This window comes from Solwaraspora sp. WMMD791 (assembly GCF_029581195.1).
GTDB lineage: Bacteria > Actinomycetota > Actinomycetes > Mycobacteriales > Micromonosporaceae > Micromonospora_E.
The window spans coordinates 220,711-236,670 of the sequence record NZ_CP120737.1; the positions used below are offsets into that span (position 1 = coordinate 220,711).

12 protein-coding genes and 1 pseudogene are annotated in these 15,960 nt (G+C 72.0%); 12 read left to right on the plus strand and 1 reads right to left on the minus strand.

Annotated features, from left to right (window positions below; all coding sequences use genetic code 11):
• Positions 1 to 41 precede the first annotated feature (41 nt).
• Entirely contained in the window at positions 42 to 956 is a 915-nt protein-coding gene (locus tag O7623_RS01080) for an SDR family NAD(P)-dependent oxidoreductase (RefSeq protein WP_282226691.1), read from the plus strand.
• A 248-nt stretch (positions 957 to 1,204) separates the two neighbouring features.
• On the opposite strand, the gene O7623_RS01085 is transcribed toward O7623_RS01080, so the two are convergent.
• Positions 1,205 to 1,828 (minus strand): cupin domain-containing protein, encoded by a 624-nt coding sequence (locus O7623_RS01085; protein ID WP_282226692.1) that lies wholly within the window; start codon positions 1,826 to 1,828, stop codon positions 1,205 to 1,207.
• 226 nt (positions 1,829 to 2,054) lie between these two features.
• Here O7623_RS01085 and O7623_RS01090 point away from each other — a divergent pair, with 226 nt between their 5' ends.
• The 11 genes and pseudogenes from O7623_RS01090 (at position 2,055) to O7623_RS01140 (ending at position 15,830) form a co-directional block, all read left to right on the plus strand.
• Positions 2,055 to 3,443, plus strand: coding sequence for an amidohydrolase family protein (locus tag O7623_RS01090; protein ID WP_282226693.1), 1,389 nt, complete (start codon positions 2,055 to 2,057; stop codon positions 3,441 to 3,443).
• On the plus strand, positions 3,440 to 4,474 hold the full coding sequence (locus O7623_RS01095) for an ABC transporter permease (protein ID WP_282226694.1): 1,035 nt from the start codon (positions 3,440 to 3,442) through the stop codon (positions 4,472 to 4,474). The genes O7623_RS01090 and O7623_RS01095 overlap by 4 nt, the downstream gene beginning before the upstream one ends.
• A 123-nt stretch (positions 4,475 to 4,597) precedes the next feature.
• Complete coding sequence (locus tag O7623_RS01100; protein WP_282226695.1) at positions 4,598 to 5,776, plus strand: substrate-binding domain-containing protein; 1,179 nt, start codon at positions 4,598 to 4,600, stop codon at positions 5,774 to 5,776.
• A 3-nt stretch (positions 5,777 to 5,779) separates the two neighbouring features.
• A complete protein-coding gene (locus O7623_RS01105; RefSeq protein WP_282226696.1) occupies positions 5,780 to 8,317 on the plus strand; it encodes an ATP-binding cassette domain-containing protein in 2,538 nt (845 codons plus the stop codon).
• Positions 8,318 to 8,375: 58 nt separating this feature from the next.
• Positions 8,376 to 9,347, plus strand: coding sequence for a cupin domain-containing protein (locus tag O7623_RS01110; RefSeq protein ID WP_282226697.1), 972 nt, complete (start codon positions 8,376 to 8,378; stop codon positions 9,345 to 9,347).
• Positions 9,344 to 10,288, plus strand: coding sequence for an NAD(P)-dependent oxidoreductase (locus O7623_RS01115; protein ID WP_282226698.1), 945 nt, complete (start codon positions 9,344 to 9,346; stop codon positions 10,286 to 10,288). Before O7623_RS01110 ends, O7623_RS01115 begins: the two co-directional genes overlap by 4 nt.
• Positions 10,288 to 11,661, plus strand: a complete 1,374-nt coding sequence (locus O7623_RS01120; RefSeq protein ID WP_282226699.1) for a M24 family metallopeptidase — start codon at positions 10,288 to 10,290, stop codon at positions 11,659 to 11,661. The genes O7623_RS01115 and O7623_RS01120 overlap by 1 nt, the downstream gene beginning before the upstream one ends.
• Positions 11,658 to 12,722, plus strand: a complete 1,065-nt coding sequence (locus tag O7623_RS01125; RefSeq protein ID WP_282226700.1) for a thiamine pyrophosphate-dependent dehydrogenase E1 component subunit alpha — start codon at positions 11,658 to 11,660, stop codon at positions 12,720 to 12,722. The genes O7623_RS01120 and O7623_RS01125 overlap by 4 nt, the downstream gene beginning before the upstream one ends.
• Positions 12,710 to 13,687, plus strand: a complete 978-nt coding sequence (locus O7623_RS01130; RefSeq protein WP_282226701.1) for an alpha-ketoacid dehydrogenase subunit beta — start codon at positions 12,710 to 12,712, stop codon at positions 13,685 to 13,687. Before O7623_RS01125 ends, O7623_RS01130 begins: the two co-directional genes overlap by 13 nt.
• 14 nt (positions 13,688 to 13,701) lie before the next feature.
• A pseudogene (locus tag O7623_RS01135) lies at positions 13,702 to 13,809 on the plus strand (E3 binding domain-containing protein); the annotation flags it as partial.
• Between the two features lie 647 nt (positions 13,810 to 14,456).
• Positions 14,457 to 15,830, plus strand: a complete 1,374-nt coding sequence (locus tag O7623_RS01140) for an NADP-dependent succinic semialdehyde dehydrogenase (RefSeq protein ID WP_282229685.1) — start codon at positions 14,457 to 14,459, stop codon at positions 15,828 to 15,830.
• Positions 15,831 to 15,960 lie beyond the last annotated feature (130 nt).

Consider the following 15,960-nt stretch of genomic DNA (forward strand, 5'->3'; position numbering starts at 1 on the left):
GCTCGGGTTGACAACGTCAACCTGTCGAAGGGCTCACTCCGATGAGAACCGTCGTCATCACCGGGGCCACCACCGGCCTCGGACTGCGCGTCGCCGCCCGGCTCGCCGCCCAGGGCTGGCACGTCGTGCTCGGTCACCGGTCGGAGAGCCGGGGGGAGCAGGCGGCCCGGCAGATCCGCCGCCGGACGCCCGGGGCGAGCCTCGAACTGCTCCGGATCGACCTGGCCGACCTGCGATCGGTCGCGGACGCCGCCGGGGCACTGCGCCGGTCCGGGCAGCGTCCGCCACTGCACGCCATCGTCGGCAACGCCGGCATCCAGGTCGTCGACGGGGTACGCCGGTCCGCCGACGGCTACGAGCTCACCTTCGCCACCAACCACCTCGGTCACCACCTGCTCGTCACCGGACTGCTCGACGACCTGGCCGCCGGGGCCCGGATCGCGATCGTCAGCAGCGGCACCCACTGGCGGGAGAAGGGCATGGGCTTCCCGGAGCCGCGTTGGACCAGCGCCCGCGAACTCGCCGACCCGTCCGACGCCGACTCGACCCCGACGGCGGGACGGGTCCGCTACTCCACCTCGAAGCTGGCGAACATCTACTTCGTCTACGAGCTCGCCCGCCGACTGGACGGGCGGCCGATCAGCGTCAACGCGTACGACCCGGGCCTGATGCCCGACACCAGCCTCTCCCGCGACTACCCGGCGCTCGCCCGGGCCGGCTACCGGATGGCCGCCCCGCTGATCAGCGCGCTGCTGCCCGGTGCCCGCAGCTCCCGGGCCTCCGCCCGACACCTGACCGACCTGGTCGCCGAGGCCCGGTTCGACGGCACCACCGGCGCCTACCTGGAGGGTCCGAAGATCGCCCGGTCCTCGCCCGAGTCGTACGACGTCGCCCGGGCACAGCAGCTCTGGACCGACAGCGAGTGGCTGATCGCCCAGGCGCTCGCCCGCCGCTGAGCCGAGCGGGCGGCATCGTCGCCACCGGCTGGGGCGGACTGGACGCGGCGGGCCTACCGGACAGTGTCCTGCCCACCACACGCGGGCACCCCACGACTGGTTGTTCCCCGGGTGTCCGCCGTGGTGCATCACCGCGCGGTGCCGGCACCATCGGTGCGGCGCTGCGCATCACGGCCGAGGACGGCGTCGCGAGCGCGGTCGCGTGGATCGAAGCCGCGGTGGCCTGACCGTCGGTGGGTGCTCGATGCTCACGGACCGGAGTCGGGCCTGGGGCGGACGATGAACCAGATCGCGTGCACCTCCTGGTCGCTGCGGTTCTCCAGCAGGTGCGGGCGGGACGAGTCGAACACCATGCTGTCCCCGGCGCTGAGCACGACCTCCTGGAAGCCGACCTGGCAGGTCAACTCACCCTCCATGATGTAGGCGTGCTCGTGGCCGGTGTGCCGCTGGAACCGGCCCGACACACTGGACTTCGCTCCGGGCGGGTAGGTGACCCGCAGGAACTCGGTGCCGGAACCGGTCGCCAGGCCGAGCTGCTCCCAGACGACACCGCTGTCCATCTCGATCCGTCGGCCCTGGTCGCGGCGCACGATCGCCACCTCGGTGTCCAGCCGGGCCTCGATCGTGGCGGTGGCGGGGACCGGCGCGGAGCCGTTCGGCGACGGTGGGGTGTCGAACAGGTCGACCATCGACATGTCGAGTGCTTCGACGATCGCGTACAGCGTGCTCACCGAGGAGCGGGACCGGCCCGTCTCGACCAGTGAGAGCATGCTCGCCGAGACGCCGACCTTCTTGGCGAGCGCCCGCAGCGACATGCCGCGCGCTTGGCGGGCGGCGCGGATCCGCCCACCCAGGTCTTCCGCCTCAGACAATGTCAAGCCACCCCAAACAGCCCAATCAGTCGATCCCAGTGAATCTACCCGATCGCGCCCGCTGTCGGCTAGCTGATGCCGGGATTGCGGTGAGTGTTGTTGAACGAAGTGTTGATTGAGGCTTGACGCGGACGTGGTGTGCGTCTCATCCTGGGCAGGCACATTTCCTGGACGAGTCACCTGGGTTTCAAAGACGTTCACGTAGTTCGACGAAGGGACGGCACCGATGACAGGCAACGTCCTGCTCACGGGAGGAATAGTTGTCACGTGCGCCGGGTCAGACGAGGTGCTCTGGCCGGCGGACGTACTGATCGACAACGGGGTGATCACGGCCATCGGCCGTGACCTACCCGTCGGCGACGCACAGCGGGTGGACGTGTCCGGGCGCATCGTCATGCCCGGGCTGGTCGACACCCACCGGCACACCTGGCAGGCGGTAGTCCGCAACATCGCCTCGGACTGGACCCTGGACCAGTACCTGGTCGGCCTGCATGTCGGGCTGAGCCGCTACTTCCGGCCCGAGGACACCTACGCCGGAACGCTGATCGGCGCGCTGGAAGCGCTCGACGCCGGCATCACCACCCTGCTCGACTGGTCACACAACCTCTTCACACCCGACCACGCTGATGCCGCCGTCGACGCCCTGACCGACGCCGGACTCCGCGCGGTGTTCGCCCACGGCGGCGGCGCGCAGCAGTGGGGCGGAGTGATGCCCTCACCGGTGCCACACCCCGAGGCCGACGTACGTCGGCTGCGCGCCGGCCGGTTCGCCGACAACACCGGCCTGGTCACCATGGGGCTGGCGCTGCGCGGACCGCAGTTCAGCACCCTGGAGGTCACCAAGGGCGACTTCCAGCTCGCCCGGGAACTGGACCTGCGGGTGTCGGTGCACGTCGGTGACGGACACTGGGGCAAGATCAAACCGATCCACCAGATGAACGGCGAGGGCCTGCTCAGCGACCAGGTCACCTACGTGCACTGCAACACGCTCGCCGACGACGAGCTGCGCCTGATCGCCGACACCGGCGGCACCGCGTCGATCGCCCCCGACGTGGAGATGCAGATGGGGCACGGCTGGCCGGCCACCGGGCGGCTGCTCGACCTCGGCGTACGGCCGTCGCTGTCAGTCGACGTGTGCAGTTCCATCGGCGGCGACATGTTCACCACCATGCGTACCGCCCTCGCCGTGCAGCGGGCCACCGACAACAGCGCCGCGGTCGCGGCCGGCGAGGCACCCGAGCGGGTCCGGCTGTCCTGCGCCGACGTGCTGCGCTTCGCCACCATCGAGGGCGCACGGGCCAACGGGCTGGACGCGGTCACCGGCTCGCTGGAGGTCGGCAAGGCGGCGGACATCGTGATCCTGGCCGGTGACTCGCTCGCTACGATGCCGATGAACAACCCGGTCGCCTCCATCGTCTACGCCGCTCACCCCGGAATGGTCCGCGACGTGCTGGTGGCCGGCCGGTTCGTCAAGCGCGACGGCAAACTCGTCGGAGTGGACCTCGACCGGCTGCGCGGCCTCGCTGAAGCCTCCCGCGACCACGTCATCTCCTCTCTCGACGGCGCGTCGATCGGCGGCGGCTGGCAGCCCGACCCGAAGCTGCTGCTGGCATGAGTGCCCAGACCGTCGCCGGCGCGCCGGCGACGTCGGCGCCACCGTCCGTACGGCTGGCCGACCCGTTGCGGGTGCAACTCGCCGGCTGGCCCGCGAGCCGCGCCCTGGCCGCGGTCATGGTGCTCTTCGCCGCCAGCGCGATCATCTCGCCGGCCAGTGTCGGCAGCACGGCGCTGCTGGCCATGCTGCCGTTCGCCGCGCTGACCATGGTGGTCTCGCTCGGTCAGACCCTGGTCGTGCAGCAGGCCGGCCTCGATCTGTCGGTGGCCGGCGGCATCGCCCTCGGCGCGCTCGTCGTGGCCCGCTACGGCGGCGCGGACGCTCTCGGGCTCGCGCCGGCGATCGGGCTGGCACTGCTCCTCGCCGCGGTCGCCGGCCTGGCCAGCGGGCTCGTGGTGACCTATCTGGGGCTACCCGCCCTGGTCGTCACGCTGGCCATGAACGCGGTGCTGCTCGGCTTCGTGCAGTACCTGTCCGGCGGCTACAGCGCCCAGGTCGCCGAGTCGTTCGCCGGCTTCGCGGTGGGCCGTACCCTCGGCCTGCCCAACCTGCTCTACCTGGCGGTGGCGCTGGTCGTCGTCGCCCAACTCGTCCTCAAGACCACCGTGATCGGCCGCCGGTTCGAGCTGGTCGGCGCGAACCGGCGGGCCGCGCACGCGGCCGGCATCAACACCCGGCGCTACACCGTCGCCGCCTACCTGCTGTCCGGGCTGCTCGCCGGGGTCACCGGGGTGCTGCTCGCCGGCTTCCTGCGCACCACCACGCTCAGCGCGGGGGACAGTTACCTGCTGCCGTCGGTGGCCGCCGTCGTGCTGGGCGGCACCGCACTCACCGGCGGCCGGGGAAGCCTCGTCGGCACCGCACTGGGCGCGCTGTTCCTCGGCCAGCTCAACCAACTCGTGCAGACGTACAGCCAGACGGCCGCGATCCAGAACATCGTCCAGGCCGTGATCATCGGCGTGGGCGTGGTGGTCCAACTCAGCCTCGCGGCGCGGCTGCGCCAACGGGCGATCAGACGTACCAGCGGATAACCCATCCCGTCGAGTCGAACCCGTCGGCGGTGATCTCCGCCGTCCGGCCCACTGCGGCCGTATCCAGATGAATTTTCACTCTATTTCATGATCCTGATCCATCATCAAGTCAGGAGAATCCCGATGACACGAACGACGAACCCGCGCCGTAACCGGCGGTCGGCAGCCGTCACCTTGTTCGCTACCGCCTGCCTCACCATCACCGCCTGCTCGTCGACCGCCGCCCCGAACGAGGAGACCGGCACCGACGGCGGCACCGTCGCCATCGGCAACACCGGCCCGCTGTCCGATCTGATCGACATGAGCGAGGTCTGCGGCGACGAACCGGTCACCGTCGGACTGGTCGACGGCTTCGGCACCAACTCGTGGTCGCGGATCCTCCGCGCCGAGATCGAGGACGAGGCACAGAAATGCCCGGCGATCGAGGGCGTCGAGTACGCCGCCGGCCGCGGCGACCTGCAGGCCACCCTGTCGGCCATCACCGGCATGACCGCCAAGGGCGTCGACATCCTGCTCGTCGTCCCGTCAGCCGGACCAGGCGCGTCGCACCTGCCGGCGATCCAGGCCGCTCACGCCGCTGGCGTGGTCGTCGTGCCGATCGCCGCCGACCCCACCGGTACGCCCGGCACCGACTACTTCGACTACGTCGACTGGGACACCCGGCACGACGGCGTGTTGTGGGCACAGTGGATGGTCGACCAGCTCGGTGCCGAGGGCGGCAACGTCGTCCTGCTCGGCGGCCCGGCCGGCAACGCGGTCAGCCAGCAGGAGCTCGAAGGCATCAACGAGGTCTTCGCCACCGCCCCGCAGATCAACGTACTGACCCCGGAGCCGGTCACCACCAACTGGGACCCGGCCATGACCCAGCAGGCGATGGCCGGCCTGCTCGCCAAGTACCCGCAGATCGACGGCGTGATCAGCGACTACGGCACCGCCACGATGGGCGCCATCCGGGCGTTCCAGAGCGCCGGCCGGCCGCTGGTGCCGATCGCCACCACCGACGACAACGAACTGAGCTGCCTGTTCGACGACGCCAAGGCCGACAACCCGGACTTCGAGTTGGCCACCGTGTCGGCCCGTACCTGGATCGGCCGGGTCGGGCTGCGCAAGGCGCTCGCGCAGATCAACGGCCTGGACAACCAGGAACCGTCGCTGATCCAGCTCAGCCTCTACGAGGACTCCACCGGAGCCGCCGACGGCGCGGTCACCCCCGCCGACGCCTGCCAGCCGGCGCTGCCGCCGGGTGCCTCGCCCTCGTCGCAGCTGTCCGCCGACGACCTCGCTGCCTTGTTCGAGGGCTGACCCATGTCGACGTCGGTCCGCCACGACACCGTGTTGGCCCTGCGCGGGATCGTCAAGACCTATCCGGGCGTGCGCGCCCTCGACGGGGTCGACCTGACCGTGCGGGCCGGCGAGGTGCACGCCGTCCTTGGCGAGAACGGGGCCGGAAAGTCCACCCTGGTCGGGGTCGCCGCCGGCGCGGTGGCCCCGGACTCGGGCACCATCACCCTGCTCGGGCGGGAGCACCGGCGGCTGACCCCGGCGCTGGCCCGTGACGACGGCCTGGCGCTGGTCTACCAGACGCCGGTGCTCGTCGGCAGCCTCACCGTCGCCGAGTCGATGCTGATGCTGCTGCCCGAGCGGGTCCGGCCCGGCGTCGACCAGGTGGCCGCCTGGACCCGCCGCCACCTCGACGAACTCGGCCTGCCCATCGACGCCGCCACCCTGGTCGCCGACCTCACCCCACGCCAGGCGCACCTGGTCGAGATCGCCGCCGCGCTTGGCAGCCAACCGCAGGTGCTCGTCCTCGACGAGCCCACCGAGGCGCTCGGGCCGGACGAAACCGAGTGGCTGTTCGAACAGGTCCGCCGGCTGGTCGCGGCCGGCGGGGCGGTCGTCTACATCACCCACCGGATCCCGGAGATCCGCCAGATCGCGCAGCGGCTCACCGTGCTGCGCGACGGCCGGGTGGTCGACAGCGGCGACGTCGGGACGCACACCGACGAGGAGATCGTCGAGCTGATCGTCGGGCGCTCACTGGAGACCACCTTCCCGCCAAAGGCCGACCTGCCCACAGCCGGTCCGACCACAGCCGGGCAGGCCGACCCCGACCCGCCGCTGCTGGCCTTCGACGGTCTCACCGGCACCGGGTTCCGGAGCGTCGACGGCGGGGTACGCCGCGGCGAGATCCTCGGCCTCGCCGGGGTGGAGGGCAACGGGCAGCGGCAGTTCCTGCGGGCGCTCGCCGGCCTGGTGCCGGCGAGCGGCCGGGTGGCGGTCGACGGCCGGCCGGTACGGCTGACCGGGCCGGCCGCAGCCGCCCGCCACGGCATCGTCTTCCTCTCCGGCGAACGGCTGGCCGAAGCGATGTTCGGCCAGCTCAGCGTCCGGGAGAACGTGGCCGCGACGCACCTGCCGGCGGTGTCGATCGGCAGGGTGCTGCCCCGGCGGAGCGCGGAGCGGCAGACGGTGGCCGCCGCGGTGACCTCCCTGCGGGTCAAGACGGCCACCCTGGACAGTCCGGTCGGCGCGCTGTCCGGCGGCAACCAGCAGAAGGCGCTGCTGGCCCGGGCGGCGCTCGGCGAGCCCGCCGTACTGCTGGTCGAGGACCCCACCCAGGGCGTCGACGCCGGTGCCCGGGTGGAGATCTACCGGGTGCTGCGCGAGCTGGCCGCGCGCGGCGCCGCCGTGGTGGTGCTGTCCACCGACGCGGTCGAGCTGGAAGGGCTCTGCGACCGGGTGCTGGTCTTCTCCCGGGGCCGGGTGCAGGCCGAACTGGCCGCCGACACGCTCTCCGAACGGCACGTCACCGGCGCCGCCGTGCTCGCCACCGAAGCGGCGGTCGAGCACGGTGCCAACCGGACTCGCCCGCCCCGGCGGCGGCTGTTCGGTGGCGAGACGCAGACCCTGGCCGTGCTGGCGATGACCGTCGTCTGCGGAGCGGTCACCGCCGCGGCCTCGCCGGCCTTCCTGAGCCTGATCAGCCTCCAGCAGCTGCTGGTCGCCGCGGCGTCGCTGGCCCTGGTCGGCCTCGCCCAGCTGGTCGTCGTCCTCACCGGCGGGATCGACCTGTCGGTCGGTTCGACGGTGGCGGTCGCGGTGGTCGCCGTCTCCTTCTTCGCCGACGGCGCGCCCGCCGTCTTCGCCGTCGGGATCGTCGCGGCTCTCGTCGCCGGCATCCTGGTCGGCCTGATAAACGGGACCCTGGTGACCGCCGTCGGGCTGCCCCCGGTGGTGGCCACGCTGATCACCGGGATCGGCGTACTCGGGGTGGCGCAACTGCTGCGGCCACTGCCCGGCGGAGCGGCCAGCGGCGCACTGCGGACCCTGCTCGGCACCACGATCGCCGGCGTACCGCTGACCTTCCTCGTCGCGGTCGCCGCCGGCGTCGCCGGGCACCTGCTGCTGCGCCGCTCGCGCCTCGGCCGGGCGCTGCGCGCCACCGGCTCCGACCCGGTGCGGGCCGCGCGGATGGGCGTCGACACCACCCGGACCAAACTCACCGGGTACGCCACCGCCGGCGCGCTGGCCGCGCTCGGCGGGGTGGTGCTGTACGCGCAGACCGGGGTCGGCAACGCCGCCGTCGGCCAGGCGCTCACCCTCGCCTCCGTGGCGGCGGTGGTACTCGGCGGGGCGAGCATCTTCGGCGGCTCCGGTTCGGCGCTGGCCACCCTCGCCGCCGCACTGTTCCTGCAGACCGTGACCAGCGCGATCAGTTTCCTGTCGTTCAGCCTCGCCTGGCAGTTCTGGATCCAGGGCGTCCTGGTGGTGGCCGCCGCGTCGGTCCCGCTGCTGCGCAGCCGGCGGCGTCGGCGGGCCGTCGTCGCGCTCGCCGCCGACTGAGGCCGGCAAGCCCGACCGGGGGCCCGCAGACCCGCGTACGAAGAAGGGGGATCAGCACATGTACCACGTGACCCGGATGGACGACGAGCGGGCGGTCACCCCGCCCGACTACGCCGAGCACAGCACCGGCTTCCGCCGCCAGGACCTGATCGGCAGGGAGACCGGCTCGCACCACATGACGATGAGCACCGGCATCCTCGACCCGGGCGGCGCGATCGCGGTCACCGTCCACTCGTACGAGAAGAGTCTGTGGATCTGGTCCGGTGAACTGACCCTGACCATGCTCGGACAGCGACTGACCCTGCGGGCCGACGACTGCGCGTTGGTGCCGGTGGCGGTGGCGCACCAGCTCACCGCCGGCAGCGCCGGTGCCCGGTGGTTGGAGACGTCCGCGCCGGTGCGGCTGCTCCCCGGCGACCACCGTCGGGACACCTTCTTCGTCCCCGGTGAGCTCACCGGCGGCGGCGATCTCGGCGGCGTCGACCTGCGCGACCCGCGTAACCGGCACTTCTTCCGCTTCGACAGCGACTCGATGGACCTGCGCCGGCTGGCCCGGGGCAGCGACCCGAACGCCCCGGAGGTGTCCGCCAGCATGGCCACCGCGCTGCTCGCGTACAGCGGTATCGGCATCCGGATGCTCGCCGACCAGCGGGTCGGCGCGCAGCTGCACACCATGTTCATGGTCGAGTACCAGCCGACCGCGGTCGCCCACCCCCACGACCACCCGTTCGAGGAGGCGTACGTGTTCACCGAAGGGCGCACCGAGGCGGTGGTGGCCGGCGGCGTCGAACTCAGCCTCGAACCCGGCGACGTGCTGTGGACCGGCTCCGGCTGCGACCACGCCTTCTACAACCGCACCGACGGGCGGACCCGGTGGATCGAGACCCAGTCGCCGCAGCCGCCCGCCCAGCACTCCTACCGGTTCAACCGGGACTGGGAGTACCTCGACCAGAAACTCTGCGCCGGAGTCCGGGTCGACCCGCGCTCGGCCGAGGCCGGACCGGACGACATCGGGACGGCACCGCGATGAAGGTCGGCCAACTGGGCACCGGGCGGATGGGCACAGCGATCGCGCGGCGGCTGATCGACGCCGGCCACCAGGTCACCGTCTGGAACCGCACCGCGGCCAAGGCCGGCCCGCTGGTGGAGCAGGGAGCGGTACGCGCGGCGACGCTCGCCGAGCTGGCCGCCTGCCCGGTGGTGTTCGTCTCGGTCTCGTCCTCCGAGGACCTGCTCGCCGTGCTCGACCCCGGCGACGGGTTGCTGTCCGCAGCCGACACAGCACTGCGGACCGTGGTGGACTGCTCCACGGTCGCGGTCGACGCCTCCGCCGCCGCCCGCGCGGCCTGCGCGCGGGCCGGCGTGGCGTTCCTCGCCGCGCCGATCAGCGGCAACCCGGAGGTGGTCGGCTCCGGGCGGGCCTGCCTGGTCGCCTCCGGGCCGGCGGGAACCTTCGCCGAGGTCGAGCCGCTGCTGCGGGCCGTCGGCCGGATCGTCGTGCACGCCGGGGAGCAGGAGCAGGCCCGGCTGGTGAAGCTGGCCCACAACCTCTACCTGGGCGCGCTCGCGCAGGCGCTGGTGGAGGTCACCACCCTGGTCGAGAAGGCCGGCACCGACCGCCGGGCGTTCCTGGACTTCCTCGGCAACGCCGTCGTCGGCTCCGAGTGGGTGCGCCAGCGTACGCCCGATCTGGCCAACCGGGACTGGACGCCCACCTTCACCGGCGTACTGCTGCGCAAGGACCTCGACCTCGGCCTGGCCGCCGCCCGCGAGCACCAGGTGCCGATGCCGGTGGTGTCCATGGTGCACCAGTTGGTGCAGCAGGCCATCGGCCACGGGCACGGTGAGCGGGACCTGCTGGCCCTCTACGAGATCCAGGCCGCCGCCGCCGGCCTGGCCGACCACCAACCGCTGGCCGACCACCAGTCGCCGTCGCTGGACGACCGCCAGCCGCACGAAAGGAACACCTGATGAGCACCGCCACCTTCGGGTTGAACGTCGTCGACTGGGAGGCCCGGGTCGACCCGGCCCGGCTGCGCCGCGAGCGGCTGGCGCGGCTGCGCCGCCAGCTCGACGCGTCATCGGTCGGGGCGCTGCTGACCTTCGACTTCCACAACATCCGCTACATGACCGCCACCCACATCGGCACCTGGGCGATGGACAAGCTGATCCGCTTCGCGCTGCTGCCGCGCGGCGGAGAACCCGTGCTGTGGGACTTCGGCTCCGCCGCCCGCCATCACGAGCTGTACGCGCCATGGCTCGACTACCGGGGCGCGACCGACGGCGAGGGCCGCCAGATCGCCCCGGCCGCGCAGGGCACCAGCGGATCCCGGGCCGGCATCTCGGTGCTGCGCGGCGCATTCCACCCCGACGCCGGCATCGCCGAGGCGGTCGCGGACAAGATCTACGCCGAACTCGACCGGTACGGGTTGACCGACGCCCCGCTCGGCGTCGACATGCTCGAACTGCCGATCCTCACCGCATTGCAGGCCAGAGGCATCGAGGTCGTCGACGGCCAGCAGGTCTTCCTGGAAGCCCGGCGGATCAAGACCCCCGACGAGATCGCTCTGCTCACCACGGCCGCGTCGATGGTCGACGCCGCCTACGACGACCTGTACGCGTTCCTGCGCCCCGGCGTGCGGGAGAACGAAACCGTCGGGCTGGTCGCCAAGAAACTGTTCGACCTCGGCTCGGAACAGGTCGAAGGGGTCAACGCGATCTCCGGGGAACGCTGCTCGCCGCACCCGCACGTGTTCAGCGACCGGCTGATCCGCCCCGGCGACCCGGCGTTCTTCGACATCCTGCACAGCTTCATGGGCTACCGCACCTGCTACTACCGCACGTTCGCGGTGGGCAGCGCCTCCCGGGCGCAGGTCGACGCCTACCAGCGGTGCCGCGACTACATGGACCAGGCGATCGAGCTGGTCAAGCCGGGTGCGACCACCGCCGACATCGTCTCGGTCTGGCCGACCGCCCAGGAGTTCGGCTTCGCTGACGAGGAGGCCGCGTTCGGCCTGCAGTACGGCCACGGCGTCGGACTGTCCATCTGGGAGAAGCCGATCTTCAGTCGGCTCGTCTCACTGGAGTACCCCGAGGTGATCGAGGAAGGCATGGTCTTCGCGCTGGAGACCTACTGGCCGGCCGCCGACGGGTGGGGCGCCGCCCGCATCGAGGAGGAGTTGGTCGTCACCGCCGACGGCGCCGAAGTGATCACCAAGTTCCCGGCCGAACAGCTGCTCGTCGCCGGTCAGCGCTACTTCACCACCGGCGGCGCGCTGCCGCTGCAACGACACAGCCAGTCGCACATCAACAACCGGCCCGGCGCGGACGGAGCGGACCGATGACCCTGCCGCTGCAACACCACCCGTACGGTGAACACGACGCCGTACTGCCGCCGGGCGACGTGACCCGGCACGACAGCGCACCGATCGACCTGGACACCCGGCTGCACCTCTACCGGCGTCAGCAGGAGATGCGCCAGTTCGAGAAGCGGGCGTACGACCTGTTCATGCGCCAGCTGGTGAAGGGCACCAGTCACCTGTCGCTGGGCATGGAGGCGATCGCCGCCGGGTTCGGTGTGGCGATGCGCCCCGACGACTACAGCTTCGCCACCTACCGGGGCCACGCGCACACCCTGGCCCGGGGCGTCGGGATGACCCCGGTGCTGGCCGAACTGCTCGGCCGGGCCAACGGCCTGCTCGGCGGCAAGGGCGGCTCGATGCACCTGACCAGCGTCGAGCACGGCATGATGGGCTCGTACGCGATCATCGGCGCGCACCTGACGATCGCCAACGGCGCGGCCTGGTCCGCCCAGTACCGGGGTTCCGGGCAGGTCGCGGTCTGCTTCTTCGGCGACGGCACCACCAACATCGGGGCGTTCCACGAGGCGCTCAACTACGCCGCCGTGTACCGGCTGCCGGTGGTGTTCGTCTGCGAGAACAACCTGTACATGGAGTACACCGTCACCAGCGACATCACCGCGGTGCGCCGGCCGGCCGCCGACCGGGCGGCGGCGTACGGGATGACACCGGTCGAGATCGACGGCAACGACGCCGACGAGGTCTACCAGACGGCTGTGGGGGCCCTCGCCCGGGCCCGGTCCGGCGCCGGGCCGTCGCTGGTCGAGGCGGTCACCTACCGCCACGGCGGGCACTCCCGCGCCGACCCGGGCAAGTACCGGCCGGCCGCCGAGGTGGACGCATGGAAGGCGTACGACCCGGTGACGATCTACCGGGGCCGGCTGCGGCGTCTCGGCGTCGACCCGGCGCACCTCGACCGCATCGACAAGGAGGTCGCCGACGCGGTCGACGAGGCGACCGAGCAGGCCAGCGCCGGTGAGCTGCCCCCACCGGGCAGCGCGATGACCGAGCTGTGGGCGGATGGAGGATCGTCATGGCGCAACTGAGCTACCGCGAGGCGGTCGCCCGGGGCATCGCCCAGGAGATGGACCGCGACGAGCGGGTGGTGCTGGTCGGCGAGGACGTAGCCGGTGCCGGCGGGGTGTTCAAGACGACAGCCGGGCTGCTCGACCGGTTCGGGCCGCGCCGGGTGGTCGACACCCCGATCTCCGAGCAGGCCATCCTCGGCGCGGCGATGGGCGCGGCGATGACCGGGCTGCGCCCCGTCGCCGAGATCATGTTCTCCGACTTCTTCGCGGTCTGCTGGGACATCGTGGTCAACCAGATCGCCAAGACCCGGTACATGACCAACGGTCAGGTCAGCCTGCCGCTGGTGATCAAATCCGGTAATGGCGGCAGCCTGCGGTTCGGCGCCCAGCATTCGCAATCGGTGGAGAACTGGGCGATGGCCGTACCCGGCCTGAAAGTGGTCAGCCCGTCCACCCCGACCGACGTGATCGGCCTGATGGCCGCCGCCGTGCGCAGTGACGACCCGGTGCTGTTCTTCGAACACAAGGGACTGTACTCGGGTCGCGCCGAGGTACCCGACGGCGAGATCGTCGACACTCTCGGCACCGCGAAGATCCGCCGGTCGGGCCGGGACGCCACCGTCGTCGCCCTCGGCCTGATGGTGCCCCGGGCGCTACAGGCCGCCGACGAACTCGCCGGGCGGGGCATCGACGTCGAGGTCATCGACGTCCGGTCGCTGGTGCCGCTGGACGTGACCACCATCCTGGACTCGGTACACCGCACCGGCCGGCTGTTCACCGTCGAGGAGAACCCACGGCTGCTCGGCTGGGGCGCGGAGATCGCCTCGATCGCCGCCGACGAGGCGTTCTGGGACCTGGACGGGCCGGTCCACCGGATCACCACCCCGCACATTCCGCTGCCGTCCGCTGATTCCCTGGAGGATCTGGTCATCCCGTCGGTGGCGAGCATCGGGCAGACCATCGAGAAGGTGCTGCAGTCGTGAGCCGCCAGCAGCACAGCCCCCGGGTGCGGCGGCTCGCCGGCGAACACGGCGTCGACCTGGCCGGCCTGCGCGGGACCGGTCCGGCCGGTCGGGTACGACCCGCCGACGTGCTCGCCGCCGCCGGCCGGCCGGTCACCCCGTCGGCGTTTGCGGCTGCCGCCGTACCGACCACCGCCGTCGTGCCGCCGGCCGACTCCGGCCGTACGGTGGCAGCCGCGCTGGTCGAAGCCCAGCTCGGAGCCGTCGACGACCGTCCGGTCGGGCCGCTCGCCGCCGTCGCACTGCTCCGGGCGCTGCGCCGCACCCCGCTCGCCGACGCCGACGGGCGGCACCTGGCGGTGATCGTCGACGGCTCGGACGGCAGGCATGGCGTACGGGTGCTGCGCGACGCCGGGGACCTCAACCCTGCGGCCGTTGCCCGCCGGCTCGCCGACTCGAACGGCCTCGCCGAGGAACCCTCCGGCACCACAGCCGGCGATGGACCGGCACCGGCGGTCGCGCTGCGCGACAGCGCCGCCGCCGGCCTGCTGCATGAGGTCCCGCAGCTGCCGGCCGGGCTGGCGGCGGTGGTCAGCGTCGGGACACCCGTCGAGCGACCCACCGTGGTGCGCCACAGTGGTCAGCCGATGCTGGCCATCGGCGCGGTCAGCACCGTCGGCATCGTCCACGACCCGGCGCGGATCGCACCGGCCGCCGCCCACGCGCTGCTCAGCACCGTACGCGCAGAACTGGAAACCTTGCGCTCGACGACGAACAGGAACGGATGACCATGCCCATCGCCACCGTGAACCCGGCCACCGGCGAGACCGTACGGACGTACCCGTCGATGAGCGACGACGAGATCGAGCAGGCCCTCGCGGCGGCGGACGCCGCCCAGCCACCGATGCGGGCCGCCGGCTTCGCTCAGCGGGCGTCCTGGCTGCGGGCCGCCGCCGACCTGCTCGACGCCGACGCCGCAGACCTGGCCGCCACCCTGACCCTGGAGATGGGCAAACCGATCGGCGCGGCGCTGGCCGAGGTACGCAAGTCGGCCGCCGGATGCCGGTTCTACGCCGAGCAGGCTGAACGGATGCTCGCCGACGAGCCGGTCGACCCGGCGCGGGTCGGCGCGCGCAGCGCGTACGTACGCTACGAACCGCTCGGCGTGGTGCTCGCCGTGATGCCGTGGAACTTTCCGCTGTGGCAGGCGCTGCGGTTCGCCGCGCCAGCGCTGATGGCCGGCAACGTCGGCCTGCTCAAGCACGCCTCCAACGTGCCGCAGACCGCGATCTACCTCGGGGAACTGTTCACCCGGGCCGGGTTCCCGGCCGGGGCGTTCCAGAGCCTGCTGATCGGCGCGTCGGCGGTGGACCGGGTGATCCGCGATGACCGGGTGGCGGCGGTGACGTTGACCGGCAGCGAGGCGGCCGGCCGGGCGGTGGCTGCCGCCGCCGGGCAGGCGCTGAAGAAGACGGTGCTGGAGCTGGGCGGCTCGGATCCGTTCGTCGTGCTGCCGTCGGCGGACGTGGCGCGGGCGGCGTCGGTCGCGGCGCGGGCCCGCTGCCAGAACAACGGGCAGTCGTGCATCGCGGCGAAACGGTTCATCGTGCACCGGGCGGTGCTCGACGAGTTCACCGGTGAGTTCGTGGCCCGCATGGCCGCCCTGGTGGTCGGTGACCCGGCAGATCCGGCGACTGAGGTCGGCCCGCTGGCCACCGCGCAGACCCGCCAGGACGTGGCCGACCTGGTCGACGACGCGGTGGCCCGGGGAGCGACCGTGCTGACCGGCGCGAAACTGCCGGACGGGCCGGGCTGGTTCTACCCACCGACAGTGCTGACCGGCGTCGACCCGACCATGCGGCTGTACGCCGAGGAGGCGTTCGGCCCGGTCGCGGTGATCTACCCGGTCGACTCCCTCGACGAGGCGATCGCGGTGGCCAACGACACCGCGTTCGGGCTCGGCGCGGTGGTGTGGACCGACGACCAGGCCGAGCAGCGCCGCTGCGTCGACGAGTTGGCGGCCGGCAGCGTCACGGTCAACGGGATGACCGTCTCCTATCCGGAGCTGCCGTTCGGCGGCATCAAGACCAGCGGGTACGGCAGGGAGTTGTCGGTGCACGGCATCCGCGAGTTCTGCAACGTCAAAGCAGTCTGGCAGGGCTGACCGGGCTCGTGACGAGCACCGCGTCTACCGGCGGCGAGATCCGCCGGCCGCCGGCCGCCGCCGTCCGGCCCGGTACGTGCCGCGTACGGGGTTGTCGTTCAACAGGACCCTCCGGCGATCTGCGTTGACG

Excerpts from the sequence above, each read along its gene's own strand:
- O7623_RS01080 (WP_282226691.1), top strand. The coding sequence starts at position 42 with ATGAGAACCGTCGTCATCACCGGGGCCACCACCGGCCTCGGACTGCGC.
- O7623_RS01090 (WP_282226693.1), top strand. The coding sequence starts at position 2,055 with ATGACAGGCAACGTCCTGCTCACGGGAGGAATAGTTGTCACGTGCGCC.
- O7623_RS01095 (WP_282226694.1), top strand. The coding sequence starts at position 3,440 with ATGAGTGCCCAGACCGTCGCCGGCGCGCCGGCGACGTCGGCGCCACCG.
- O7623_RS01100 (WP_282226695.1), top strand. The coding sequence starts at position 4,598 with ATGACACGAACGACGAACCCGCGCCGTAACCGGCGGTCGGCAGCCGTC.
- O7623_RS01105 (WP_282226696.1), top strand. The coding sequence starts at position 5,780 with ATGTCGACGTCGGTCCGCCACGACACCGTGTTGGCCCTGCGCGGGATC.
- O7623_RS01110 (WP_282226697.1), top strand. The coding sequence starts at position 8,376 with ATGTACCACGTGACCCGGATGGACGACGAGCGGGCGGTCACCCCGCCC.
- O7623_RS01115 (WP_282226698.1), top strand. The coding sequence starts at position 9,344 with ATGAAGGTCGGCCAACTGGGCACCGGGCGGATGGGCACAGCGATCGCG.
- O7623_RS01120 (WP_282226699.1), top strand. The coding sequence starts at position 10,288 with ATGAGCACCGCCACCTTCGGGTTGAACGTCGTCGACTGGGAGGCCCGG.
- O7623_RS01125 (WP_282226700.1), top strand. The coding sequence starts at position 11,658 with ATGACCCTGCCGCTGCAACACCACCCGTACGGTGAACACGACGCCGTA.
- O7623_RS01130 (WP_282226701.1), top strand. The coding sequence starts at position 12,710 with ATGGCGCAACTGAGCTACCGCGAGGCGGTCGCCCGGGGCATCGCCCAG.
- O7623_RS01140 (WP_282229685.1), top strand. The coding sequence starts at position 14,457 with ATGCCCATCGCCACCGTGAACCCGGCCACCGGCGAGACCGTACGGACG.